The following is a 24301-nucleotide window of genomic DNA, read 5'->3' as shown; positions in this document are numbered from 1 at the left end:
CACACCACCCCCTCTGACGAGAGAGAATCAATGCCGTGAGCGCACCCTCCGAGGCACCCCCGACGTCGTACGCCGTCGCCGACTGCGGCGGCACCCACACCCGACTCGAAATCTGGCATGGCACCACCCCAGCCCTCACCGAAACCTTCGGGAGCGCCAACACCGCCAGCAGATCCGCCGACGAAGCCCTCGACGTCTACAGCGCACTCATCGCCCGCGTCGCCGAACATCACGTCACCGCCACCTACATCGCCACCGCAGGTTTCGACGACACCTCCGCCGATACGCTCGCCGCCCAATTCCGATCCCTGGCGATCACCCACCAGTACGACGGCACTATCCACCTCGTCAACGACGTCGCACCACTGCTCTTCAGTGGCGCACCCGGCACTGAAACCGTCGCCGCCATCATCGGCACCGGCAGCGCCTTCTGGACCCGCGACGCCACTGACTCCCTCACCCGTGTCGGTGGCGTCGAATGGCTCGCCAGCGACGAAGGCGCCGCCGTCGACCTCGGCAAACGAGCCCTCATCGCGATGGTCCGCGCCGCAGACGGACGCGGCCCCGCCACCACCATCACCACCCACGCGAACCTCAACGACGCCGACACCCTCCACCTCGCCCGCACACTCGGCGAGACGGCACACCCCAAACAACATCTCGCCGGACTCGCCCCCGCCGTCACCACCGCCTGGACCGACGACCACGACCCAGTGGCCACCGAGATCATCACTGCCGCAGTCGCCGACGTCGAAGCCGCACTCGCTGCCTCCGCCCGCTTCCTCAGTCACCCCGCCGCGGCCAGCTGGCTCTTCTGCGGAGGTCTGGTCAGCGGCAGCGATGACTATCAACAACTCATCCTGGCTGCCGCGACCCGTGCATCTGGCGGCGCCACCGATCTCCGCGTCGTACAAAACGCTCTCGACCTGTTGCGTTCCTTCGCCGCCCACGGATGGGCGAATCGAGTCGGCGAACGCTACGTGCGCACTGTGGAGCGTTGACCCGGCGCGGAACCCGTCGAGCTGCGCTGCGGCACTCGGGCCGGGTCTGCTGCTGACACCATTCCCTCCTTCGCGGGGATCAGCGTGTCCAGCAAGGTCCGAATCGTCGCCCGAAGCCGTCGCGGCAAGTCCTGCGCTGACGCTCGCCCCACACTGACTCGAACGAGATCCATATAGATCGTCGAATAGATCGTGAACGCTGCGAAGTGCACGGTCTGTTCGTCGTATCCGGGGCGCTCGATCGTGAGAACCTCCCGGATTGCTGCCTCCATGGCTTCGACTGAATCCAATTCGGCGCCGCGCTCTGGAGCCTCCGCGAACAGCAGTTCTCGCTGGTAGGCCACGACGACTTCAGGGTGGGGCATCCCGGTTTCAGCGATCGGGTGCAGCAGCGCGATGATCGCCTCGACAGGGTCAGCTCCGCTCCTGGCCATCTGTAAGCCTTGTTCACGGCCCAGCCGAAGGCGGCTCTCCATCACCCGAATCAACAGGTCCGCTTTAGTGCCGGCGAAGCGGAAAAGACTGCCATTGGATACCTGTGCTGCTTCGGCGATCTGCTGGGTGGTGACGGCAGTGTATCCGTGGTGTCGAAAGAGGTCTTCCGCTGCGGCCAAAATGGCCTCCGCCTTGAGCCGCTTGTTGCGCTCTCGGCGACCCTCTGTCGGTGGGGCGGGGTGGGTCTCCGGAGGTCCGGAAGTGGGCATGGGGGCTGTCTGCATTCTGGTTCACCTCGTGGATCCGATGAACTCCCAGCGTATCGGGGCCTTGAGTGGCCGCCGGGGCGGCTTGGCCGTGGCTGCGACAACCGCAATCTAAAGCGGAGCGGACTCCGAAAGAGGTATTCTCGCTGGGACCACAGCTACGGCGACGCCAGCTCGGCGCTCCACGGAAGGACACGTCGTGTACTACAGCAGCGGAAACTACGAAGCCTTTGCTCGACCCCGCAAATCCCATCGCGCTGACACGGCATCTGCCCATCTTGTCGGCGCCGGACTCGCCTCACTCGCTGCTGCCGGATTCCTCATCCGAGATGCCCAAGTAGACCCGCACCGCATCACCATCCTCGAAGCCTCACCACTATCTGGAGGGGCCTGCGACGGCATCGTGGATCCAGGCAAAGGATTCCTCATTCGTGGGGGGCGCGAAATGGAAGAGCACTTCGAGTGTCTCTGGGACCTCTTCCGATCCATTCCCTCACTGGAAACCCCCGGTGCATCTGTCCTCGACGAGTTCTCCTGGCTCAATAAGGATGACCCCAACTACTCCCTCATGCGAGCCACCAAAGACCAAGGTCGAGACGGTCGCACCGATGGCCGATTCGACCTCACCACTCGGGCTCAACTTGATATTGGTCGACTCTTTTTTACCCGGGATGAAGACCTCGCTGATCTGAAGATCACTGACGTCCTTGGGCGGGACTTCCTGGACTCCACGTTCTGGCTCTACTGGCGCACAATGTTTGCCTTTGAAGAATGGCACAGTGCGCTGGAGATGAAGCTCTATCTTCAACGTTTTATTCACCACATTGGTGGTCTCCCCGATTTCACCGCGCTCAAATTCACCAAATATAATCAGTACGAGTCGCTCATCCTGCCCCTGGTGACCTGGCTGCAAGACCAAGGCGTCACCTTCCAATACGACACCCGAGTCACCAACGTCCTCGTTGAGAAGACCGCCGTACCAGGCGACCCCACTGCACCGCTGCGCAAGATGGCTCGTCGGATCGAATGGACCCGCAACGGATTCCCCGGCGGCATCGACCTCACCGAGAATGACGTGGTCTTCGTCACTAACGGATCGTGCGTGGAAAACTCCACCTGGGGCGACCATCACCAAGCCCCAGCCCTTGACGCGCGCATCCACGACGATGGCATCTGGAGCCTGTGGAAAAACATGGCCCGTCAAGATGAGTCCTTCGGCCATCCCGAAAAGTTCTGCAGCGACCCCCAACTGACTAACTGGGAATCAGCGACGCTGACCACCCTCGACGATCGTATCCCGCCGTACCTGGAGAAGATCTGCCAACGGAATCCTTTTGAGGGGAGAGTGACCACCGGCGGCATTGTCACTGTCCGTGATTCCTCTTGGATGATGTCCTGGACCATCAACCGCCAACCCCATTTTGCAGCTCAACCCGCTGACAAACTAGTCATCTGGATCTACGGACTCTTCACTGATCGCCCCGGCGATTATGTGAAAAAACCGATGCGAGACTGCACCGGCGAAGAAATCACTCGCGAATTCCTTTACCACATCGGGGTGCCTCCGGCGCAGATTGACGAGATGGCCGCCACTTCAGCGGTCTGCATGCCCTGCATGATGCCGTTCATCACCGCCTTCTTCATGCCTCGGAGCCGTGCGGACCGGCCCGATGTCGTCCCCGCAGGCAGCGTCAACCTCGCCTTCCTCGGACAATTTGCCCACACCGACCGCGACACCGTGTTCACCACTGAATACTCAGTGCGTACCGGCATGGAAGCCGTCTATACGCTGTTTGATGTGGACCGTGGCGTCCCCGAGGTGTGGGGCAGCGTGTACGACATACGGGTACTGCTCACGGCTGCGTCCCGGCTCCGGGACGGACGACCTCTGTGGGCTCCCACAGTGATCCGCCGCGGCCTCGACCGAACAGTCCTGGGTCCCCTCTTGCGCTCCACCGGCGTTCTCTGAGGGTGCGAGAGGGGGATGCTCCAGTGGGGCGCCCCCTCACGTACGGTCTAGCGGATCAGTTGGGACAGCGAAATCATCACAGACAGATAGGTCAGGACAATGACCCATCTGGTTCCCTGATTTAGAAAGATGCGGTCTAGTCTGATAGCTGGCTCAGTGAAAGGCATCGCCGAGAGAGGTTTTCTCACCAGCAGCCGCCGTTGGTGGTTAAAAGTATGAGGGCGACGGTGGTGATGTGTCCGATTCTCCAGGGGCATAAGGTGATGCGGCGTAGGGCCTTGAAGGAGGATTTCAGCAGGGCGTTGGCGCATTCGACGGGTGCGCGGCAGGTGTTGATGAGCTGGTTGCGGCAGGCGGTGTCGGGGGGTGTCCCTATGGGGCTCGTTTCGCTATGACATCTGTTCGGCGGGCCAGGTGGAAAGGTTGCGGACGGCTTCTGCCGCGTGAGGTTGCAACGGGACGCGCAGTTCGGAGACCCATCGATGCTGCCGGAGTTCCGCGTGGAAGGTCCCGTTGAAACACTCCGCCTGCTCCTGAAGGTTGTTCAGGCCAAGCCCTATTCTCTCTGGTCCGTGAATCTGACCCGTCGACGACGACGTGTTGACGACTCGGAGGGCGACCTCATCGGCGGTGAGAGCGAGATCGATGTCGACGGGCGTGCCGGGCTCTGCATATTTCGCGGCGTTGGCGAGCATTCCGCTGATGCTTCGACGCAGCCCGTGTTGCACGGATCGGGGGACCACATCCAACTATGTGAGGGACGGAGAGAATCCGAGTCGCGTGAGTTCTTCGATGCCGCTGGTCAGCGCCGCTCCGACGTCGGGGCGGGTGGTGGAGGCGCTCACACTGACCGGAGGTGCCTCCGTTCGTTCGAGCACGTCGAGGAGCTGGCAGAGTTTGGGGAAGGCCGACCGGGATGTCGATACCATGCGGGCGAACGTGGTTTGTACCTTCCGGAGTCGTCGAGATTCTGCCCGGTGGCAGAAAGCATCGTCAGGATAGTGAGGTCGTGCGCGACGATGTCGTGAAGTTCACCGGCGAGGCGCCGCCGCTCTGCTGCTCTGGCCGTTTCGGCACGGGTGACCGCAGCCGCGAGTTCGTTCCGCTCCAGTCGGCGTGGCAAGAGCGACGACCGCAAGACGGCCCCCTGTAACACGACGCCCGCCAGGATCGGCAGCAGTGCGGCAATGCCGCCGTCGAGACGGAACACACCGTAGGCCGACGCCACCGTGCCCCATGCCACGGATGCGACCGCGAGCGCGATGACCCATTTGAGGGGTTGTGTGTTCGCGACGAGCGCCATGAGGATCAGCAGCGATAAGAGACTTCCCAACGCTGCCTCCCCTACGGCGCTGAAGGCCAGAAGTGGGAGAGAGGGCGCTGGCGATGTCCGCCGCACTGTCATGGTCGAGCAAACGTTGTCACCCGGGGTGATCGCTCACGTGGTCGATGCGATCCGCGAGGACAAGCGGTCGGCCCCGCCCATGGCGGCGCGGTTCATCACCGGGCGGGAGATGGACGTCATCAAGCTACTCGGGCGCGGCATGAGCAACCGTGAGACCGCGGACGCTCTAGGTCTCACCGAGGCGACGGTGAAGTCATACCTTGCTCGTCTCATCGCGAAGCTCGGCGTGCGAGACCGCGTTCAGGCGATCATCCGCGCTCACGAGTGGAACATCGCCGAGCTAGGTCTCGACGACTGATCCGCGAGAGTGCGCGGCGCCTCCGCACGGTCACGTCCGTGGGGGACGGACGTGACCGTGGTGCCTTCTTTGCGTGCGCGAGTCGCGGCCCGGTCGCGGCGGTCACATGCCCCCGGCGATGGCGGGGAGGGCGCTGCCGATGCCACGAGTGGAGGACCGCAGCGCCGACATCATCGTCGAGGAGTCCTTGACATCCTCGAGCAAGGCGGAGATCTCACGGTCCTTGACGCCAGCGGCCTCGTGTTTGAGTGCCTGGTGGACCACCTCGACGCTGTTGATGATGGCGAGCACGCTGAGATGGTGCCGATTGCCACGCCCGTGGAGAGTGTTGGTCATGGCGGCACGCAAGTTGTTCTCCACGGTCGAGTCGGTTACCGTGTATCGGCTCGGCAACAGGCCGAAGCGGCTCTTGCTCTTCAATTCCAGGACGCCTCGGGCGGAGAGCCCCTCGATGATGTCCTCCAGCGGACACGCCGCGGAATCGCGCAGGATCGAGGGGAGCTTGCGATCGCGTCGGTCGACGATGCGCGTGAGGATTGTCTCAAGGGCCGCGTGACCGGTGGCCTGCTCGGAGAGCACCCGCACCTGCTTGCCTTCAATTGCGATGGCGCCGAGCTCTTCGAGGTCACACAGGGCTCCGGCCGTGAGACTCCACTGTCGCCGCGCATCCCAGTTCTCGATCATCCCGCGTGGTTCGGCGAGAAGGATCATGACGTCTTCGCAGATCAACATGGGGCCAGCTTAGGTACTCGTTTCCGCTGGCGGTTCATCCCATCGGATGGCCCCATAGGCGATACGGTCCGCCCCCGTGGCGTCGCCGCGCACCCGGAGATGCGCGGCGACGGGCTCCAAGAACCGAGGCTGAGTCGTCAGGAGACCCAGCCTCGGCGGCGGCGCTCGACGACGACGGCGACGACGACGGAGATCGCCGCGAGGACCGCCATCCACAGTCCCGCAACGAGGGAAGAACCCGAGATGCCCTGGACACCCGGGGCGCCTGCGACTGCCTGACCGTTGGTGATCGGAAGCAGCAGCTTCACCACCGGGCCGACACCGGGGATGAGACCGACGGCGTCTTCACCGTAGGTGGCCCAGATGACGAGGAGGCAGGCCGCTGCAATGGGCTGACGCACGAGCACCGCGACAGCGACGGCGATGACGGAGAGCATCGCGGCGCCGAACGGGAGGCCGAGTAGCATCTGCATGACTCGCGGTGAACTCATCGTGGCGGCGAGATCGCCCCCTGCGACGACCATAAACGTCACCACGCCGGTGAGAACACTCGCCAGCGCACCCAGTGCGCCGACGACGGCGGCCACGAGGGCGGTGCCGAGCGTCACGGCCCGACGATCCGGGACGGCGGTGTAGATGCCGCCCAGAGACCGGGAGAGGACATCCCGGAGGTGTAGCCACGCGCCGGATACGATCACCACCAGTTGGCCGAGGAGCATGTAGCCGAGGAAGAGGAACACGACGTCGCGGTCGGGGATACCACCTGCAGCGTCAGGCCGGATCGGCACCGGCCCGAGCATCATGAACAGGGCACCGGCGAAGGACAGCAGCATCGGAACGAGGACGCTGCGCAGAAGGATGGGTGCAAGACCGTTCTTGACGACCAGGGTGCGCATCCAGCGGAGCGTGGTCGCCCACGGTGTGCTCTCGACCGTGGGCGACCGGTCGGCGCCGCGGCCGTCCGCGAGGGTGAAGGACATGGGTTCACCAGCGCTTTCTGCCCCAGGTGCGCCCGGAGCTGTCGGAGAAGAAGATGAAGGAGCCGGCCGCCAGCGCGGCGAGCGCGGCGGTGTACACGGCCAGTGGGCCGAAGCCGAACATCTCGAGTTGAGGCATGGTCGCGCTCCACTTGCCGCGGATCCAGAAGTCAACGAGGCGGAACGGCATCCCGAGCATTCCTGCGTTGCCCGGTAGCGCCGAGGAGAGTACCCGTTCGACAAAGTGGATCCACACCAGGAGGCCGAGGATGATCCACGATGCGCCCTGATAACCGGTGAGGACGTAGATCGAGAAGGCGATCACTGTGCACAACATGGCCTGGATGAGCAAACGTCCGATCACGGCGGGAAGCACCTCCACGGTGGGGGCTCCGTGGGACGTGACGAGAGTCAGCCCGGCAAGCATGAGCGCGGCCAGGAGGGCCGTAACGACGGCGACGACCACGGCGGCCACCGCCTTGCCCATCAGCACACGAGTGGTTCCGGGCCGGGAGTGCAGCGCGGGCCACAACGTGCCCTCGCAGGTGTCGGCTCCGACGAGGAGCATGGGGATGATGAACCACGCCGTGGGAAGCACGATCCCGCTGAACGCGAGGGAGGAATCCATCGCCCTGAGGCCGGACTGGCCCCGAGCCAGGATCGTGACGTCCCACAGCCCCACGAGCAGCAGGGCGCCGACGGCTACGAACAGCGGCAGCCGGTAGGCGACGACTTTCCGCAGCTCTGTGCGCAGAGTGCGCATGCCGGTCACTTCTTGACGAGGCGGGAGAAGAAGGCGTTCTCAAGGTCGCCCTCGCGTTTGGCGATGGATTCGAAGGTGATGTCGGCCTCGACGAGAGCCCGGGCCACGTCGCCCCCGTGAGCGTCCCCGGAGACGAGGACCTCGGGGGTGCCTGTGTGCGTGGCCTCGTACCCCTTCTCGATGAGGACCGCGACGGCCCGGTCGGGATCAGAAACTACGGCGACCAGGCCAATGCCGCCCTCGAACTCGGGGAGACTGCCGTATCCGACGATGGCGCCGTCGGAGATCATCGCGACCCGGTCGGCGACCTCGGCGACCTCGGCGAGGATGTGGCTAGAGAGCAGGATGGCCCGCCCGTCGTCGCGGAGCTCGCCGAGGAGCCTACGCACCCATCGGATGCCCTCAGGATCGAGCCCGTTCAGCGGCTCGTCGAACACCAGGTAGGCCGGGTCGCCGAGCAACGCTGCCGCGATACCCAGGCGTTGCCGCATCCCAAGGGAGAGCTTCGACACCTTGCGCTTGTGGACGTGGGCAAGGCCGACGCGTTCGAGCAGCTCCGGGATGCGGGCCTTGTCGAGGTCGTTGGACGCCGCTAGCCACGACAGATAGTCCTGGGTGCGCTGGGATCCGTTGATCCAATTGGTGTCGATGAGGGAACCGATGACCCGCAGTGGACGACCGATGTCCTGTTACCTCTGGCCGGCGATCAGGACCGTTCCGCTGTCTGGGCGTTCGAGGCCGAGCAGGACTCGCAATGTGGTGGACTTACCCGAACCGTTCGGGCCGAGAAAGCCGACGACCTCTCCGGGTTGCACGTCAAAAGTGACGTCCTTGAGTGCGAACTCGCCGTAGTCGAGCGACACGTGGTCGATGGTGATGGCCATGTCAGATCTCCTTCGTCGGTGGAATCAGGGAGACGGCGTCGAAAAGGCCTGCCCCGTGGAGGAGTCGGTGGGCGGTGTCGGCGACGCCCGCCCAGCCGAGGAAGTACTCGAGGATAGCCGTCCGGCCCGGAGCACCGGTCTGGATTCCTTCTGTGCGGGCTGTTTCGGCCGAGCGGCGCCACAGCTCTTGGGCACGTTCGCGGCCGTCGGTGATGAGCCGGCCCTCTTCTGCACGCAGCAGCGCCTGGATCCGACCGGCGACGCCGTGGCAGACCGAGACATCGACGACGCCGGGGCCGCCGGTGGCGACTCGTCGGGTCAGGCGTCGGGTCAAGTCTGCGGGCACGTCGTGTCCGGACTCGTGCAGGTCCGCGAGGACGACGAGGCCCCCGGCAGCGCCGGAGCACCAGGCTGCGCCGTACATCGAGTCCTCCACAGCGTGCTCGAGCCCCGCGATCAGTCCCGCTGCGAGGCGCCCGGTGTCTTCACCGAGAGTGTGGGCGGCTCGGAATCGAGCCCATTCCACCCCGATCATTCCGTGTGCGAGGTCCGACCAGGGCCGCTTCCAGGCACATTGGGGCGTCCAGGTGGTGAGGTGGTCACGAGCCCGTGCAATCCAGGCGAGATCGGGCTCGGCCATCCGTGCCGCGGCGAGGAGAAGTCCTGCCGTTCCGACCATGAGGTCGAGTTCGGTGGATTCCGTGGGCGCCTCAGGGGGTGCTGGGAGCACGGCCCGTCCACGAATGAAGAGAGTGCTCGCCGGGCCGGCGAGCACCGAGCACCGGGTCGTCCCTGTAGGCACCTGGACGAGGCTTAGCGCCGCCAGGGACTGTGCGGCGAGAGCCGTTCCAGGATGTCGCGTCGACAACATGGCCGCGATGCCGTCGGTGTCGTGGAAGGTCATGGTCTGGTCGATCTCGTAGGTCTCCAGGCCGTCGTGGCCGAGGTGCGAGAGCCAGGAGATCGCCTCGACGCCTTGCTCGTTCATGCCGCGCTCCCCGGCGGCGTCGAGAACGTGGAAGACCTGATCGATTGTCGCCTGTGGCCCCGCGACGAACGCGGACCGCAACATCGCGAAGGGATAGGGGCGGTCCTGACCGGCAGCCAACTCGTTCAAGGACGTCTCGAGCTGGAACCGGTGATACGCCGCAGGGCGTTCGCAGAACTCATGCAGGCTGCGCAGAGCGGAGTCAACCGGTGAGAGCACGAAGTAGTCCCCCGACAACTCCTGTCCCCCGCTAACGAGGCGCGTGGAGCCGCCGAAGCAGTGGAACGCGGGAATGTCGAGAACCTCCAGGTCGGCGCGCTCACGTGCACCGATGCGTCCCTCGTCGTTGTAATCGACGTCCTTCAGAAGCCCCAGCACACGCCGCCTCTCGACGGAATCCGCGAGCGCCGAAGGATGCACGGACGCGTCGACGAAGGTGCCATACACCTGTGTGGGGCGCAGGACGATGCGGAAGAGGGCGTTGCGCGCCGACTCGAGGGCGGCGACGTACTCGTCGAGGTGCTCGGTGAGCGTCGCCTGCGCGAGCAGGTACCCCTCGATTACGGTGTCCAGGTGGTCGAGGTGGTCGACCCGCTCACCGCCGAGGCGGACGACGTTGCCGTCGAGTTCCATGGTGATCTTGATCCGGCCCAGGCGCACTGCGTCCGTACCGTCGTCGACGATGTCGAAGGTCTCCTTATCGGAGACCTGCACCCACGGTACTCCGAGGGCGCTGATGAAGATGTCGAACGCACCCCTGCGGACCCGGGCGGGCAACATGAGTGTCGCCCCGGGGCAGCGTTGCGCGGCGTTCAGCATCCTGCTGGCGAGGCGTCCATCGAGTGGCATGAAACGTGCCTGGAGGATGGTCTCGCTGTCGACGACACACGGGTATGCACCACGCAGGATGACGTTCTCGTGGTGCAGGTCTCCGGCGCCGATGGCGCCAGAGAGACCTGCGAGCAGGCCGAACCGCAGGAAGTAGTCGTGCACCTCCTGGGGGTTCACCGGTTCGTGAGAGGCGATGAACTCCTGCCAGCACCCTTGCGTTCCCGCCAGGGAACGGGGGGCGCACCGGCTCATGTCCACGCCGAACGTTCGCCCGAGCAGGTCCAACAGGTCGACGAGCATGAGGTCCGTCTCGGGGGCGCGGGGCTTGAAGACGATCCTCGAGTCGTCGGCCCCGGTGAGGATAATGACGGTGCGAGCCTGGTGGTGGCTGTCGCCCGCACCGAACCGTGCGGCGACCGGCTCGAAATCGGCGGAGACCATGCCCGCGGCGACGAGCCGGTCCCGGTCGGCAAGCCACGCCGCCCACATCTCCTCGGCGGCGTCGCGGTGCCAGCGGCCTCGGCGTTCGACGAGCCCGACCGCGGTCGGCCAGGCACCGATCACTCGGTCAATGAAGTCGCCGTCGAGGAGCGCCTCGTGGAAACGGCGGAGCGCCGTGGTGGACGCTGGAGAATCCGGAAGGCCGAGTTCCTCTCGGAAACGGTGGAACTCCTCGACGAGGATGCGGATCCACACCATCGTCACATCGGTGCGGATCACAGCCCTCAGTCCGGCTGCGACGCCTTCCGGCAGCACGTACCGAGGCGCTCTGGATGCGGTGACCCGGTCGGTCACCGCATCCAGCAGCGGCGCAAACGCCGTTTGGATCCGGATGGGTTCAGCGTCGACATCGACAGGGGTGAGCGGGGTGCCGATGGCGGTCATGCGGGGACTCCCTGGCGGTAGAGGAGCGAATACACCCCATTGGACTCGAGAAGACCGTTGTGAGTGCCTTGCTCCACGACGCATCCGTCTTCGATGACGTAGATGGTGTCGGCGCCGCGCACCGTCTCAAGGCGGTGGGCGATGATGATCCGCGTACAACCCAGGCTGCGCAGGACACGATTGACGCGCTGCTCGTTGAGCTGATCGAGAGCGCTGGTCGCCTCGCCGAAGACGATGATCTGAGGAGACCGCAGGAGCACCCTGGCGATCGCGAGACGCTGACGCTGGCTCCCGGAGAAGTTGGCTCCGAGATTGGCCACCATCGTGCGGTACCCCATGGGGAGGCGCTCGATGAAGTCGAGGAAGTCGAGCCGGCGGCAGCGACGTTCGATCTCGGCCTCGTCGAGGTCGCTGCCCATAGCGAGGTTCTCGAGGATCGTCCCGTTGTGCAGCGTGACGTCCTGTGGCACGTAACCAATCTGGCGGCGCAGGGCGTCACGGTCGTAGTCGCCGAGGGGATGCCCACCGATCTCGACCGCCTCCCGACCAGCCTCGTACAGGCCACAGATGACCTTGCCAAGGGTGCTCTTGCCGGAAGCAGATTGGCCCACGACGGCGACGAGGTCACCCGAGCCGATGGACATGTTGATGTCGTCCAGCACGGCACGCGGCTCACCGGCGTAGCTGAAGGACAGGTTCTTGAGTCGTATCTCACCGCTGTCCAACTCGGTGCGCGACCCGCTGGTCGACTCGACCTCGGTGCCGAGGATGTCCTCGAGCTTTTCGAGGTAGCGGGAGTACGAGCGTAGCGTCGGCGATTTTGGTCCATACGAACGGTTCCGGATTGGGGTTCCAGCTCTGGATCCAGGTCACGATGTCGCGTTCGGCGAGGACCCGATTCCAACTCGTCGAGATGATCAGTCAGGACGTGAGATCGATATTCTCCGTTACCCGACTACCGGGGACTTGACTGACGGCCGTCATCCGTCTCGTTGGGTTGCAACGGAATATAGAGTTCGGATATCCATCGATGCCCCTCAAGGCCAGCCTGGAATGAGCCATTGAACGACTCTGCCTGTTCTTGGAGGTGGCTGAGGCCTAGTCCCATTCCTCCGGAATCAGTGCGGCGATCTATCGGTGATGGGACATTGGTGATCCGCAGGGTGACTCCATCCGTTGTGAGGACGAGGACAATGTCGACAGGGCTACCTGGCTCTGCGTACTTCGTGACGTTAGCGAACATTTCGTTAATGCTGCGCCGCAGTGCGTGTTGGACTGAACGTGGAATGGAATCTAGCTCTCCCCTGCATGTGAGTGACGTGGGAAAATTGAGGCGGGTGAGTTCCTCGATGCCAGAGTCCACTACGGCGCGGATGTCGGGCCGGGTGGTGGAAGTTCCTAGGCTGACCGGAGGTACCTCCGTGCGTTCGAGTGCACCGAGCAGCCGCCGAAGATCTGCGAGGGCAGACCGAGACGTTAATTCCATTCGGCTGAGATGATCTTTGATCTTCTCTGTGTCGTCGAGAGTCTGTCCCATGGTGGAGAGCATCGTGAGTACGGTGAGATCGTGCGCGACGATGTCGTGTAATTCGCCGGCGAGGCGTCGTCGTTCCCCAGCGCTGGCAGCCTCGGCGCGCTTCATCGCTTCTGCGAGTTCGTGTTGTTGTTTCCGCCGTTGCAGGATGGATAAACGGAGGAGGACGCCTTGGAGTGTAATTCCCACCGAGATAAGAAACAGTGGGGTGATGTTGGCGGAAAAATCAAGCTGCCCAAAACCTAACTCCACTGCCAACCATGCGACAGCGGCAGTGGCGAGGCCTGCGACTCGTCGGAGAGGCTGGGTGTTGGCGACCAATGCCATGAGGATCAGCAGCGGCAAGAGAATCGCAAATGCTGTGTCGAGGGGTGCGCTAATAATTAAAAGGGGTATAAACAAAAGGCTCGCGATATCCGCACGGAACACTGCCACTGCAGGGATGGCGTGGGTGGTGGCGCTATAGCAGATATCGCCGATGCTACCGTCAGCCCCACTGATGAAGGACAAGAGCACCCCCCCAAGGAGGAATACTCGGAGAGTCCAAGCAGCGTCAATAGGATTGAGTCGGTTCATGGTCAGGGTTTTTGCCATCGTTGTCAACGAGAGATCTGATGGATGTGAGGAGTAGCCGCGGAAAGTTTGATATTAAGTGGCGCCATTAATCCTCTGTTGATGCCCTGGTGTGAGGCCTCGATCCCTGTCAATGGGTGCTCCGTCGGTGCCGCCAGGAGCGAAGTAGTGTGCATGGGGGCCGCCCCGAACGAGATGAGACCCATGCTGGGAAAGGCGCTGACAGTGAGGGCTCGGCGCGTGGTGTGCATGCAAGTCCTTCAAGATGGAGATCGAGACGCTTGGGAGGCAGTCTCCAGCTTGCCACATGTCCAATTTGGCTGTTGTACCCATTATGCGAAGTTGCTGTCACGCTTGTGAGAGGTACGTTACATTCCCTGTGTGCCTACCTCTGACACTCTGACCCGTGTCGTCATCGTGGACGATGATTCGCTCGTCGTTGAAGCGCTTCGACTCTTCGTGGAGTCCGCCCAAGACCTAGCAGTGGTAGGTACCGCTTCAGACGGCCTGGGCGCCACCAAACTCGTCGCCGAAGTGAAGCCAGATGTGGTCCTTATGGACATGCACATGCCGTACATGGACGGTGTGGAGGCTACGAAACGTATCCACGAGTCGCACCCCGACGTCTGCCTCCTCACCTTGTCGTCCTTCGCCACTGACCGTTATGTCGTCGCTGCGCTGCGTGCTGGGGCCTCGGGATACCTGGTCAAGGACACGCGGCCGGAAGAAATCATTGCGGCTATCCGTCGTGCCGTCGCTGGTGAGCAGACCCTGTCACCTGAAGTCGTCCGCCATGTAGTCAGCGCGATTCGGGAGGAGACGCGGCCCACACCTCCTCCCGCAGCTCGGTTCATCACCGAACGGGAGATGGACGTCATCAAGCTCCTCACTCGGGGTATGAGCAACAAAGAGATTGCGGAAAACCTGTTTCTCACCGAAGCAACGGTGAAATCCCACCTCGCTCGGCTGATTGCCAAACTCGGCGTCCGTGACCGTGTCCAGGCGGTCATCCGGGCCTACGAATGGAATATCGCCGACCTTGGTCTTGACGACTGCACCCGGAGCGGTCGCGCCTTCTCCGCCACGAGAGACGTGACGAGGGGCTGTCACAGGGCTGGACGTCGGTGACGGCGGTGTGGTGGTGGCAGGTGGTGCTAGCAGACGTCAGCTCTTGATCCTGCCCTACTCAGCCTGAACGAACGAGGTCTGGGTATGCGAGGAGGGGGCGTCCCTGCGCGGGGCGCCCCCTCCTGGTGATGTCGATAACTACCAGATCACCAGCGACGCCAAGCTCACCACAGTCATCACTATCAAGTAGGCCAGGACCACAGTGCGCCCGGTCCCAATGCCAGTGGTGCGCGCCGACCGGTACGACAGCGCCGCTAACAAACCCACCGCCGGGACTGACGCCGTCACATACCCCGGCACCAGCATCGGCACCAGCACTGAAGCGGCCACGATACCTAGGCTTGGCAGCACCAGCCAGGACACTGCAATCGTCAAGACCGCGGACTCTTCAGGGCGGCGCAACCGGCGCGCAGACCACGCCATCATCACCAGGCATCCCAGCCCGAAAGCGGACAAGACCAGCAAGACAATCCCGTGGCCCAGCGGCGAGTTCAACCCGGGCGCTCGGACCAGAGCGGCTGCGAGCATTTCCACCGCTGATATCGGCGAGAACGGCGCCGAATCGGAGGTCTGCTGGATCTGCACTAAAGCGATCAAACCCACCGGCATCATCAGGCAGAAAGCCGTCAACGCTGGCCACATTCCCGACGAATGCCGTAGTCGACGTATCGACCGTCGTCGGACCACCATGCCCATCCCCGCTGCGACCGGGGCCAAAAAGGCAAAGAAATGCAAATAGCCTGCTAGCGCCCCTAGCCAGGTCACCCACCACAACTGTGAGACCGGTTTACGGTCCAAGGCGATGTGCAACACCCGCAGCACGGCTGCCGTGGCCACCGCAGTCGCTAAGGTATATGGCTTGACCTGCACGGCTGCGCCAATCAGCAGCGGATTCATCATGGTGACCACGCCGGCCACCACCAATCCTCTGGCCCCGTCAACGAGTCTGCCGATCCGGCAGGCCAAACTCACGGTGACCGCAAAACCCAGGACTGACAGGGCTCGTGCCCCGATCATCGGCGGCACCATCGACACCAGCGGATGCAGCAATAGGTGGTAGGTGCCCAGGATGCCGTCAGTGGTGATGGAAATCTTGCGGATGGGGAAGCCTGGGAGTTGAGCAGCTTTCAAGCTTTGCTGCTCCGCTGGTGACAGCGCGTCGTGCATGATCCACGGCAAGACCAGGAAAAGCGCAGCTAGCCCTAAATGCCATGGCGCAATGCGACCGTCGCGCGTGGTGTCAACCTCGTCTGCCTCGTCGAACTCCTCCAGATCCCGGCTAGCGTCACGGTCTCGGCTGCTCCGGCGACCCACTGGCTCATCGTTTTCGACATCCAGATCCAAAGCAGACCGTCGGCGACTACGGGACCGTTCGGACCGGCCCCGCAATGGTTCGTCCGCGTCGTCGTCCGTACGGCGACGCCCAGACCTGCCTTCGACGGGGGCGTTCATGGAAGAACGGGCATCCAGATCGCCATGCGCCTTGTCAAAAGCGGGTAGCGACACTACTGGCATCTCCACTGTGGGCTGGGCGCCGATGACGGGCAGCGGGGGCGCCCCGGGAACCGTGATTACCGGTAATCCCGTCGTACGAGGCGCGCTGATCACTGGGAGTTCAGCTGGTCGGGAGACATCGATAGTGGGCAGGGCGTTTGTCGACGTCCGCCTCAGTTTCGGCATCGTGTTCGTGGGCAAGTTATAGGGGACCGCCGGGCCGGGATCCAACGCCTGGGAGTGCAACCCGCCGGTAGTGGGGGTGGCGGTGAAGCCTCCGGGCGGAGTTGAGGCGCTCGGGGTTCCTGCTACTCCAGGTAAGGTCCCGGCCGTACTCCGTGACGGTGTAGGGCTGTATCCGCCGTACGGGGAGCTGCTTCCCGCGCCGCCGACGCCGGGCAGCGGGGAGCTGGGGCTGCTTGTGGTGGCGGGTGTTGACGGGGAACTGCTTCCCGTGGAGTAGGGGGAGGTGCCGATGCCGCTGGAGGAGCTTCCGCTGCTGTAGCTGGGGCTGGTGTAGGGACTGCTGGGGGTGTACGCCGAGGGGGTGGTGCTGGGTGTGCTCGCGCCGTACGGGGATCCGCTGGTGGGCAGTGGTCCGGAGCTGTACGGTGAGCTGCTTCCCGCACCGCCGACGCCGGGCAGCGGGGAGCTGGGGCTGCTTGTGGTGGCGGGTGTTGACGGGGAACTGCTTCCCGTGGAGTAGGGGGAGGTGCCGATGCCACTGGAGGAGCTTCCGCTGCTGTAGCTGGGGCTGGTGTAGGGGCTGCTGGGGGTGTACGCCGAGGGGGTGGTGCTGGGTGTGCTCGCGCCGTACGGGGATCCGCTGGTGGGCAGTGATCCGGAGCTGTACGACGAACTGCCACTACTGCCAGTGCCCGTGGTGCTCCCAGTGTCAGTGGTACTGCCAGTGCTGCCGCTGCTGGGGTAGGTGGTGGCGGGGCTGTTGTAGGAGCTGGGTGTGTACGGCGTGCTGGGTGTGGGGCTGCTGTAGGGGCTACTCGGGCTGCTGCTGAGTCCGGTGCCGCTACTCTTATCCGCGCTGCCAGCGCCGTAGGTAGACCCAGAGGTGTACGAGGAGCTGCCTGTGCCCGTGGTGCTCCCAGTGTCAGTGGTGCTCCCAGTGCTGCCGCTGCTGGGGTAGGTGGTGGCGGGGCTGGTATAGGAGCTGGGTGTGTACGGCGTGCTGGGTGTGGGGCTGCTGTAGGGGCTGCTCGGGTTGCTGCCGCTCGGATATGCAGCCGAAGTGGGGTCGGACGTGCTGGTGCCGTACGGGGACCCGCTGGTGGGGAGCGATCCGGAGCTGTATGGAGAGCTGCTGCTCGACCCGTAGGAAGGAGAACTCGATCCATACCCGGAGATGCCGGAGTCGTACGACGTCCCCTGAGCCGGCCATGAGGATTCGGTGGCGCCGAGGTCCCCGGACGATTCGGTCATGGCCATGCGTTCTCGGCGCATCCGCTCAGCTCTGGTGAGCGGTTCTGACTCCGCGGCGTTGTGGCGCCGGGCTCGTCGTGTCATGGGCTGGTCGGGAGCGCCCGCATCGGCGGATTCTCCCCGGTCGGGTCGCATCCCCGCCATCTGCATCACCTCAGCAGCATCCCGCAGTCGTCGTGGGTCCGGTTCGGATCGCGCGGGACTGGGGATCCCCACCGACCGCGATGACCGGCTATCGCCCCGTCATGATACGGGCTAATAGGACAGTCGTCCGATACATCACCTGCGGAATGAGACAAGATGACGGGCTTCCTTGTGCGTCAAGGCAGAGACCGGAAGAGTGGCTTCGGAGCTGCGAGCGGGAGTTTTTCATCTGTGGCGTCTGTTAACGGGTGTGGCAGGATCGGCGATCAGGATCTTTTGGCGGATCAGTGTGTCGTCGGCGTGTCGCGGGCGGCCCTGATGCCGATCCTGCCGTGACGTGAGGCCCCTTCAGGCAGTAGGAGATCCGTCTTCCCGGTCGGGTTCAGCTGGTGCTTTCGGCGCTGCGTCACGGGGGGTCTGCGGGGTGTCGGCGCTGTCATCTTTGGGCTGCGCTGCGGGTCGGTCCGGGATGGTCGCGGACTTCTGCTGGGCCACGATGTCGACTCCCTTCCCTGCCACGTCCTGCGCTTTAATGACCTGCTGGTGATACTTCCCTTCGGTCTTCTCGTCGATGAACGTTCCAGCTTTGCCGATGTAATCGTCAATTTTGTCGCGATGGGCGTCGGCGGCCGCCCCTGCTGCCTGACGTGCCTTGGCGGTGACGACCTCGGCTTCTTGCAGGGCTTTTTGGGCGACTTTGCTGAATTCTTCGAGGAATGACATGGCGTTCTCCTTCGCTGGGTGTCCATGAACGATTCAGTAAGGTCCCCACCGGTGGTGGCAAGGACGCCGTGCCGGGATCTTTGCGACCGGCGAGACCATCGTCTCGGACGGGGATCGGTGCGGTGAGACCCGGGGTGGGGTGTCCTGTCGCGGCAGGCAGCACCCGAGTAGGGGTGCGTGGGCTCTTTGGGGAATACCCGGCGAGGGGCGTAAGTTCACGTTTCGTGGCCAACATCTGGAACCTGACCGAACGCAGGTACGTCGACCTGCGTCGTCAGGCTGCGTGTATCTGTCTGGGCTGACCAGCCCCACCTGACCCGCACCCAGACCTCAAGGAAAAACATGTCCGCCACCGCATCATCTGACATCGCAGCTCCTGACACTGGCGGGGACGACCTGTCTCCACCATCGCGACGTCGATTCCGACTCTCCTACACCACCCAGGTGCTCGTCGCGCTGGCGCTGGGCGTTGTGCTGGGCTATCTCGCCCGGGAAGCTCAGATCACCTGGTTGGCAACGACCTTGGGCACCATCGGCTCGTTGTTTGTGCAACTCCTCAAACTTGCTGTCCCACCGCTGGTTTTCACGGCAGTGGTCAGCAGCATTGCTCACCTGCGCGGTGTCACCAATGCGGCTCGTCTGGCTGGAAAAACGTTGGTGTGGTTCGCCATCACGGGGTTGGCGTCGTCACTGATCGGTCTGGCGTTAGGTTTGCTCACCCATCCGGGGCGTGGCGTCAGCCTTGATCTGGGGGCAGCGAAGGCCCCGGAGAAAGCCGGGGGGTGGACGGACTTCCTCACCGGCATCATCCCGACCAACCCGGTGGGTGCGTTTGTGCAGGGCAACGTCTTGCAGATCGTCTTCCTCGGCGTGGTCGTCGGTCTCGCTGCGGTGCAGGTCGGAGACAAAGCTGAACCGTTCCTTGCGGTCGTTGATGCTGCTTTGGAGATCACCCAGAAAGCGTTGTGGTGGGTGATTCTGTTGGCTCCGCTGGGGACGCTCGGGTTGATCGGTAAGGCTGTCGCGACGTATGGCTGGGATTTGCTGGCCCCGCTAGCCACGTTTGCCGTCGATGTGTACGTCGGATGCTTCCTGGTGTTGTTGGTGCTCTACCCGGCAGTGCTGATGTTCGCTGCAAAACTCAATCCGGTGCGCTTCTTCGCGGGTGCGTGGCCAGCGATCCAGTTGGCGTTTGTGTCCCGATCCTCAGTGGGCACGATGCCGTTGACCCAAGAAGTCACCGTGGATCGACTGGGCGTGCCGAAGGATTACGCGGCGTTCGCCGTACCTTTTGGGGCGACCTCAAAGATGGACGGTTGCGCGGCAATCTACCCAGCGTTGGCGTCGATTTTTGTGGCTGAGGTGTTTGGGATGCACTTGTCAGTGCCACAGCTTGCCTTGATCGTGTTGGTCTCGGTTGTCGGTTCCGCAGCCACGGCCGGCCTGACCGGCGCCATCGTCATGTTGACGTTGACCTTGTCGACGTTGGGTTTGCCATTGGCCGGGGCCGGGTTGTTGTTGGCCATCGATCCGATCTTGGACATGATGCGTACCGCCACCAATGTGGCTGGTCAGGCGCTGGTGCCGGTGGTGGTCGCGGCTCGAGAGGGCCTGCTGGACCGTGAGGTGTATGACGCGCCGAAAGGTGACCTGCCGATCCACGGGTGAAAGGTCGCCGCGGGGCCGCTTCTCTTTGGTTGTTGAGGGTCGTCGGCGCCTAGGGACAGATCGCAAAGGTCGTGGGGGGCGACCGGAGATTGCTCCGGCCGCCCACCACTGTCTCGCCAGCTCATGCCGTCTCATGTCAGCTCATCCAGGAGGCGCTGTCCGGTCACGAGATGGATGCGGCGTCTCCGTGGTTCGGCGATGACTGGCCGTATTTCTTGACCAGAGACTCCAAGTCGACTCCGGTGGTGTTTTTCAGCAGTGCCATGGTCTGGACGAGGTTGTCAGTGACCTGCTTGGGCAAAGCGGCAGCCCCGTCCGTGGAGACCACGGTGAGTTTGTCGATGGCTGCCATTGGTGCCGCGACTTCACGAGCGACTTGCGGAAGCACTTCGACGAGCATCTGCAGCACGGCGGCTTCGTTGTAGCGGGCGAACGCTTCGGCGCGTGCGTTCATCGCTTCGGCTTCAGCATGGCCGATGGCCAGCGTCGCCGCTGCCTGGGCGTCACCTTCAGCGCGGGTGGCGTCGGCTTCAGCGGTGCGGCGGGCTTTCTCCGCCTCACCTCGGCGGGCACCTTCGATGGCTTCAGCTTCGGCCAGTGCGGTACGGCGAGATTTCTCGGCTTCACCGGTGAGGCGGGCTTTTTCTGCATCGGCTTCGGCCGCCGCGATGGAGGCTGCTTTCCGCGCTTCAGCTTCAGCGATCGCGGCGTTACGACGCGCAGCAGCGTCCTGTTCGACGCGGTACCGTTCGGCGTCGGCGGGACGACGTACCTCAGTGTCGAGTTGCCGTTCTTTCAATGCGGCCTGACGGACGGCGACCTTTTCCTTCTCGGAGAGGACGGCCTGGTCCCGTTCGGCTTGGGCGAGCGGGCCGGAGGCCGCAGCTTTTGCGCTGGCCGCGTCCGTTTCGGCTTTGATCTCTGCCTGTCGCAGGCTCAGCGCACGCTGGGAGTCGGCGATCTGCTGTTCAGCGGCGATGCGGGCTTGTTCGGCAGCTTGACGGGCGTTGGCTTCGGCGATGGCTGCGGTCTGACCGTTGCGGGCAGCTTCGGGGCGACCCAGGTCATGCAGGTAGCTGCCGTCGTCGGTGATGTCCTGAATTTGGAAGGTATCAAGGACAAGCCCCTGCCCAGTGAGGGACGTTTCGGACTCGTCGGCGACGCGCTGAGCAAAAGCCGCTCGGTCGCGGATAATTTGCTCCACAGTCAGCGAACCAACAATGGAGCGCAATGACCCGGCCAGTGTTTCTTGGGTGAAGGTCTCAATCTCGTGCTGTTGAGCGAGGAACCGTTGCGCGGCGGCGCGAATGCAATCGTCGTTGCCACCGACTTTAACGAGGGCGACGCCTTCCAAGTTGAGCTTGATGCCCTGGCCGGAGACCGCGCCTCGGATCTGCACCGGGATGCGTCGACTGGAAAGATCCAGGATGTGCAATTTCTGGACAAAGGGGATGACAAAGACACCGCCACCCATAACGACTTTCTGACCGGACAAGTCGGTGGACATGGCACCGGTCTCCACGTCGCGGACAGCTTTGCCACGGCGACCAGTGACGATAAATGCCTCGTTGGGGCCAGCCACCTTGTAGCGCTGGGCGAGAAGAAGCCCGATGAGCACGATGAGGACGACAATGCCGATGACGGCGATGACGCTCGTGGGAAGTGGGGTGGTCATGACTTTTCCTGTCTTTCTGGGTGGTGGTCGCGGTCGGAGCATGGAGGCTCCCTAGCGCAGGATTGGATGGTGGCGTGCTCAGAGGTACTGATGACTTTGTGAGCTGGGACGGTTGCTCGGGCTATTCGTCGTGGTCGGGGGAGCCGCCGTACGGCGCAGGTCAGTTGCCGTTGGGGATGCCCGGCAGGATGGGGCCGCGGGCGATGACCCGCACGCTGGTGGGGGAGAGGACATCGATGACGGTGACCGGGAGCCCGGGGTCGAGGGGCTGCTCACAGCGAGCGTTGAGCCTGGTGATATGACCTTCAGCGATGATGCTGACCTGCCCGTATCCGTCTGTGGGGATGGGGTTGATCACCGTGCCGTGCAAGCCGATGAACCCGGAGGGGTTGACATTGTGTGCCGTGTCACCGTGCATCAATACGCGGGTCATCCACGTCGCCAGGGCCGCCAGCCCCAGGCCGACGGTGGTGCCAGCCGCGGTCGCCAATGCAGTGTTCTCGGTCTGGGTGAGGACTAATGCGCCGATGAATCCCAAGGCGGACAAGAAACTCGCCACGGCGGCCCCGGAGATGACGTCGCCTGGGATGAGTGCGTCGATGACGCCGTGGAAGATTTCGCCGACGACCAGCGAGACGAGGAGGAGTCCGAGCCCGACGCCTCCGATGATCAGGAACCCGGTCAGCATGGCTTACCCCTCCTTCGTGAATCGGCTGATATCAACGCTAGTCTGCTGAATTTGCAGTTCACAAGGGGAATCGGAGGTCTTCCGCGAGCCGGGCAATCGCCATCCGGGAGCTGGACATCCCGTATTCCGGGAGCTGGACGTCCGGATAGCGGAAGAGGTGTGGGCCGGCTGTGGGTGGTGGCTGCGGGTGATGCCTCATCGCTGATGATTCGTCAGGGGGTAGGGGGTCCGTGGCTGACCGCCCGGGTGTTCGATGGGATCCATGACAATCGACGCTGTGCTGAAGACGTGGTGGGCGCGTGACGAGGTCCGGCGAGTCGCCGCCGTCGTCGTACCAGCTTTGGCCGCGGTCGCTGTCTGGCCGTGGCGCGAATCTGTCGATTCCGCAGTGAATGTGCTGTTGCTAACCCTGGTTGTGGTGGCATTCGCGGCATCCGGCGACCGCATCAGCGGGGTGGTCTCCGCAGTCTCGGCAGCAGCCTGGTTTGACTACTTTCTGGTGCCGCCATATCTCACATTCCGGATCGGCAAAGGCGAAGACATCGCCTTGACGGCGCTATTCGTAGTGGTCGGGATGGCAGTGACCGAGTTGGCTTTGCGGGGAAGGCGTCAGGCTGAGTCCGCTGCCCGCCGCTTGGGATACGTCGACGGGGTGTTAGGGGTGTTGCGCGTCGATCCACAAGGGACCACCGGAGCAGACCGAAGTGCCGCTATCTGCCAAGAGATCCAACGCATCCTTTCCGTCGATTCGTGCGTGTACGTCGCTGGTGCGCCCGCCGGGGGGTGGCCTGTCGTCACGGATTCCGGTGTGGTGATGCACGACAGTGCCATCGTCGAAGTCGAAGTATCTGGGTTGCCGACCACCAGTGTCGTGGCGATCCCAGTACGACGCGGCGAAGAAGTGCTAGGGCATTTCCGCTTGGTGGCGGCATCGAAAGTGGTTCGCGCAACGGCGGATCAGCTGAAAGTGGCGGTCTTGTTGGCAGATCAGGTCGCGGTGGCCTGATCGTCACCTGTAAGGTGAATGTCGAGATGTGGCGCATGCGGGAACCAGTGAGGAATGTGTTATAGCTCCCTCTTGAATGGCTTTGAAGTCAATATCTTGCTGTACGGTCCTGTGAACTGCGAAGTTATCAGATCCTTACCGAGGGTATCAGCCCTCAGTGAATAGCGCCTTGACTCTCATGATGTCCAAGGCTAACGCGACGCTGTGCAGCTGAACCGGGCTTGGAATAAACCCTTAGGATACCTCAACTGAATGATGCGTGACGGGAGTTACCCGCTCTTAAATTTGTTGAGCATAAAAGAAGGATTGGCATCACCGTGGAAACTGCAATATCGATCATTCTGGCTTATATAGTTCTCCTTTTTATTATCCGAGCTAAATACATTCACATCAAAGGAGCTAATAGCCTCAAGGCCGCAAGGGTGGGAATCATTCTCGCAGTCATCACCTTTATTGTTTCTGAAATGATGATATTTTCGCTAGTTGTTCCCGCCTCACTTCCGGCAGCTTTTGTAGTTCAAATTTCTGCCATAGCTCAAATTTCTTCAACATTTATATTTAATATAGCTCCTAGAAAAGATAATATCGGTGAAGTCAAGGCGTATACTATGGCTGCTCTGATGGTGACGATGCTCATTATGTTTTCATCTAACATGGGTTTATTGATGCTCGTGAGCGTCCAGAATATTGGCGCATCTCTAAGTTTATTGGTTATCTTAATAATATCGATGGGTCTAGCGTTCTTTCTTTGGTCGAGCATGCAGCTACGACTCAAAGAAATCTCATACTAATAGCGC

20 protein-coding genes and 2 pseudogenes are annotated in these 24301 nt (G+C 63.0%); 7 read left to right on the top strand and 15 right to left on the bottom strand.

Annotated elements, in window-relative coordinates; genetic code table 11:
• Positions 1 to 35: 35 nt before the first annotated feature.
• A complete protein-coding gene (locus KEM60_RS07425) occupies positions 36 to 1001 on the top strand; it encodes a BadF/BadG/BcrA/BcrD ATPase family protein (protein WP_219106878.1) in 966 nt (321 codons plus the stop codon).
• Here KEM60_RS07425 and KEM60_RS07420 read toward each other — a convergent pair.
• The gene (locus tag KEM60_RS07420; RefSeq protein WP_219106877.1) at positions 977 to 1705 is read right to left on the bottom strand and encodes a TetR/AcrR family transcriptional regulator; all 729 of its coding nucleotides are present in this window, start codon (positions 1703 to 1705) and stop codon (positions 977 to 979) included. The genes KEM60_RS07425 and KEM60_RS07420 overlap by 25 nt on opposite strands.
• Positions 1706 to 1901: 196 nt before the next feature.
• Here KEM60_RS07420 and KEM60_RS07415 point away from each other — a divergent pair, with 196 nt between their 5' ends.
• A complete protein-coding gene (locus tag KEM60_RS07415; RefSeq protein WP_219106876.1) occupies positions 1902 to 3671 on the top strand; it encodes an oleate hydratase in 1770 nt (589 codons plus the stop codon).
• 184 nt (positions 3672 to 3855) lie between these two features.
• Here KEM60_RS07415 and KEM60_RS16515 read toward each other — a convergent pair.
• The 3 genes and pseudogenes from KEM60_RS16515 to KEM60_RS07405 form a co-directional block, all read right to left on the bottom strand.
• Positions 3856 to 4002: pseudogene (locus tag KEM60_RS16515) on the bottom strand (IS5/IS1182 family transposase); the annotation flags it as partial.
• Positions 4003 to 4060: 58 nt separating this feature from the next.
• Positions 4061 to 4414 carry a hypothetical protein gene (locus KEM60_RS07410; protein WP_219106875.1) on the bottom strand — a complete coding sequence of 118 codons (354 nt, stop codon included), beginning with the start codon at positions 4412 to 4414 and terminating at the stop codon, positions 4061 to 4063.
• 98 nt (positions 4415 to 4512) lie between these two features.
• Positions 4513 to 4974 (bottom strand): histidine kinase, encoded by a 462-nt coding sequence (locus KEM60_RS07405; RefSeq protein ID WP_219106874.1) that lies wholly within the window; start codon positions 4972 to 4974, stop codon positions 4513 to 4515.
• Between KEM60_RS07405 and KEM60_RS07400 the strand changes: the two genes are divergently transcribed.
• On the top strand, positions 4973 to 5374 hold the full coding sequence (locus tag KEM60_RS07400; RefSeq protein WP_219106873.1) for a response regulator transcription factor: 402 nt from the start codon (positions 4973 to 4975) through the stop codon (positions 5372 to 5374). The genes KEM60_RS07405 and KEM60_RS07400 overlap by 2 nt on opposite strands.
• Before the next feature lie 102 nt (positions 5375 to 5476).
• Here KEM60_RS07400 and KEM60_RS07395 read toward each other — a convergent pair whose 3' ends face one another.
• The 7 genes and pseudogenes from KEM60_RS07395 to KEM60_RS07360 form a co-directional block, all read right to left on the bottom strand.
• The gene (locus KEM60_RS07395; RefSeq protein ID WP_219106872.1) at positions 5477 to 6106 is read right to left on the bottom strand and encodes a GPP34 family phosphoprotein; all 630 of its coding nucleotides are present in this window, start codon (positions 6104 to 6106) and stop codon (positions 5477 to 5479) included.
• A 137-nt stretch (positions 6107 to 6243) separates the two neighbouring features.
• Positions 6244 to 7086, bottom strand: a complete 843-nt coding sequence (locus KEM60_RS07390; RefSeq protein WP_219106871.1) for a hypothetical protein — start codon at positions 7084 to 7086, stop codon at positions 6244 to 6246.
• Positions 7087 to 7090: 4 nt separating this feature from the next.
• Positions 7091 to 7846, bottom strand: coding sequence for a hypothetical protein (locus KEM60_RS07385; protein WP_219106870.1), 756 nt, complete (start codon positions 7844 to 7846; stop codon positions 7091 to 7093).
• A 5-nt stretch (positions 7847 to 7851) separates the two neighbouring features.
• Positions 7852 to 8730: pseudogene (locus KEM60_RS16510) on the bottom strand (ABC transporter ATP-binding protein).
• A gap of 1 nt (position 8731) precedes the next feature.
• Positions 8732 to 11434 carry a DUF4135 domain-containing protein gene (locus KEM60_RS07370; RefSeq protein ID WP_219106867.1) on the bottom strand — a complete coding sequence of 901 codons (2703 nt, stop codon included), beginning with the start codon at positions 11432 to 11434 and terminating at the stop codon, positions 8732 to 8734.
• Positions 11431 to 12159 (bottom strand): ATP-binding cassette domain-containing protein, encoded by a 729-nt coding sequence (locus KEM60_RS07365; protein ID WP_219106866.1) that lies wholly within the window; start codon positions 12157 to 12159, stop codon positions 11431 to 11433. The genes KEM60_RS07370 and KEM60_RS07365 overlap by 4 nt, the downstream gene beginning before the upstream one ends.
• A 230-nt stretch (positions 12160 to 12389) precedes the next feature.
• The gene (locus KEM60_RS07360) at positions 12390 to 13544 is read right to left on the bottom strand and encodes a sensor histidine kinase (protein ID WP_219106865.1); all 1155 of its coding nucleotides are present in this window, start codon (positions 13542 to 13544) and stop codon (positions 12390 to 12392) included.
• Positions 13545 to 13922: 378 nt separating this feature from the next.
• Between KEM60_RS07360 and KEM60_RS07355 the strand changes: the two genes are divergently transcribed.
• Positions 13923 to 14669 carry a response regulator transcription factor gene (locus tag KEM60_RS07355; RefSeq protein WP_255574357.1) on the top strand — a complete coding sequence of 249 codons (747 nt, stop codon included), beginning with the start codon at positions 13923 to 13925 and terminating at the stop codon, positions 14667 to 14669.
• A 138-nt stretch (positions 14670 to 14807) separates the two neighbouring features.
• On the opposite strand, the gene KEM60_RS07350 is transcribed toward KEM60_RS07355, so the two are convergent.
• Both KEM60_RS07350 and KEM60_RS07345 read right to left on the bottom strand, forming a co-directional pair.
• On the bottom strand, positions 14808 to 17744 hold the full coding sequence (locus KEM60_RS07350) for a hypothetical protein (RefSeq protein WP_219106864.1): 2937 nt from the start codon (positions 17742 to 17744) through the stop codon (positions 14808 to 14810).
• A gap of 348 nt (positions 17745 to 18092) precedes the next feature.
• Entirely contained in the window at positions 18093 to 18467 is a 375-nt protein-coding gene (locus tag KEM60_RS07345) for an antitoxin (RefSeq protein ID WP_219106863.1), read from the bottom strand.
• Positions 18468 to 18809: 342 nt separating this feature from the next.
• On the opposite strand from KEM60_RS07345, the gene KEM60_RS07340 reads away from it, so the two are divergent.
• Positions 18810 to 20135, top strand: coding sequence for a dicarboxylate/amino acid:cation symporter (locus tag KEM60_RS07340; protein WP_219106862.1), 1326 nt, complete (start codon positions 18810 to 18812; stop codon positions 20133 to 20135).
• A 163-nt stretch (positions 20136 to 20298) separates the two neighbouring features.
• Here KEM60_RS07340 and KEM60_RS07335 read toward each other — a convergent pair whose 3' ends face one another.
• Positions 20299 to 21810, bottom strand: a complete 1512-nt coding sequence (locus KEM60_RS07335; protein WP_219106861.1) for a flotillin family protein — start codon at positions 21808 to 21810, stop codon at positions 20299 to 20301.
• Positions 21811 to 21970: 160 nt separating this feature from the next.
• Entirely contained in the window at positions 21971 to 22498 is a 528-nt protein-coding gene (locus KEM60_RS07330) for a hypothetical protein (RefSeq protein ID WP_219106860.1), read from the bottom strand.
• A gap of 262 nt (positions 22499 to 22760) precedes the next feature.
• Between KEM60_RS07330 and KEM60_RS07325 the strand changes: the two genes are divergently transcribed.
• Positions 22761 to 23504 carry a DUF4118 domain-containing protein gene (locus tag KEM60_RS07325; protein WP_219106859.1) on the top strand — a complete coding sequence of 248 codons (744 nt, stop codon included), beginning with the start codon at positions 22761 to 22763 and terminating at the stop codon, positions 23502 to 23504.
• A gap of 317 nt (positions 23505 to 23821) precedes the next feature.
• Entirely contained in the window at positions 23822 to 24295 is a 474-nt protein-coding gene (locus KEM60_RS07320) for a hypothetical protein (RefSeq protein WP_219106858.1), read from the top strand.
• The last annotated feature ends 6 nt before the right edge of the window (positions 24296 to 24301 follow it).

It is taken from the genome of Austwickia sp. TVS 96-490-7B (genome assembly GCF_019331795.1).
In the GTDB taxonomy this organism is placed as follows: Bacteria; Actinomycetota; Actinomycetes; order Actinomycetales; family Dermatophilaceae; genus Austwickia.
The sequence above is the reverse complement of the archived record's forward strand: the minus strand, read 5'-3'. Positions and strand labels throughout refer to the sequence as shown.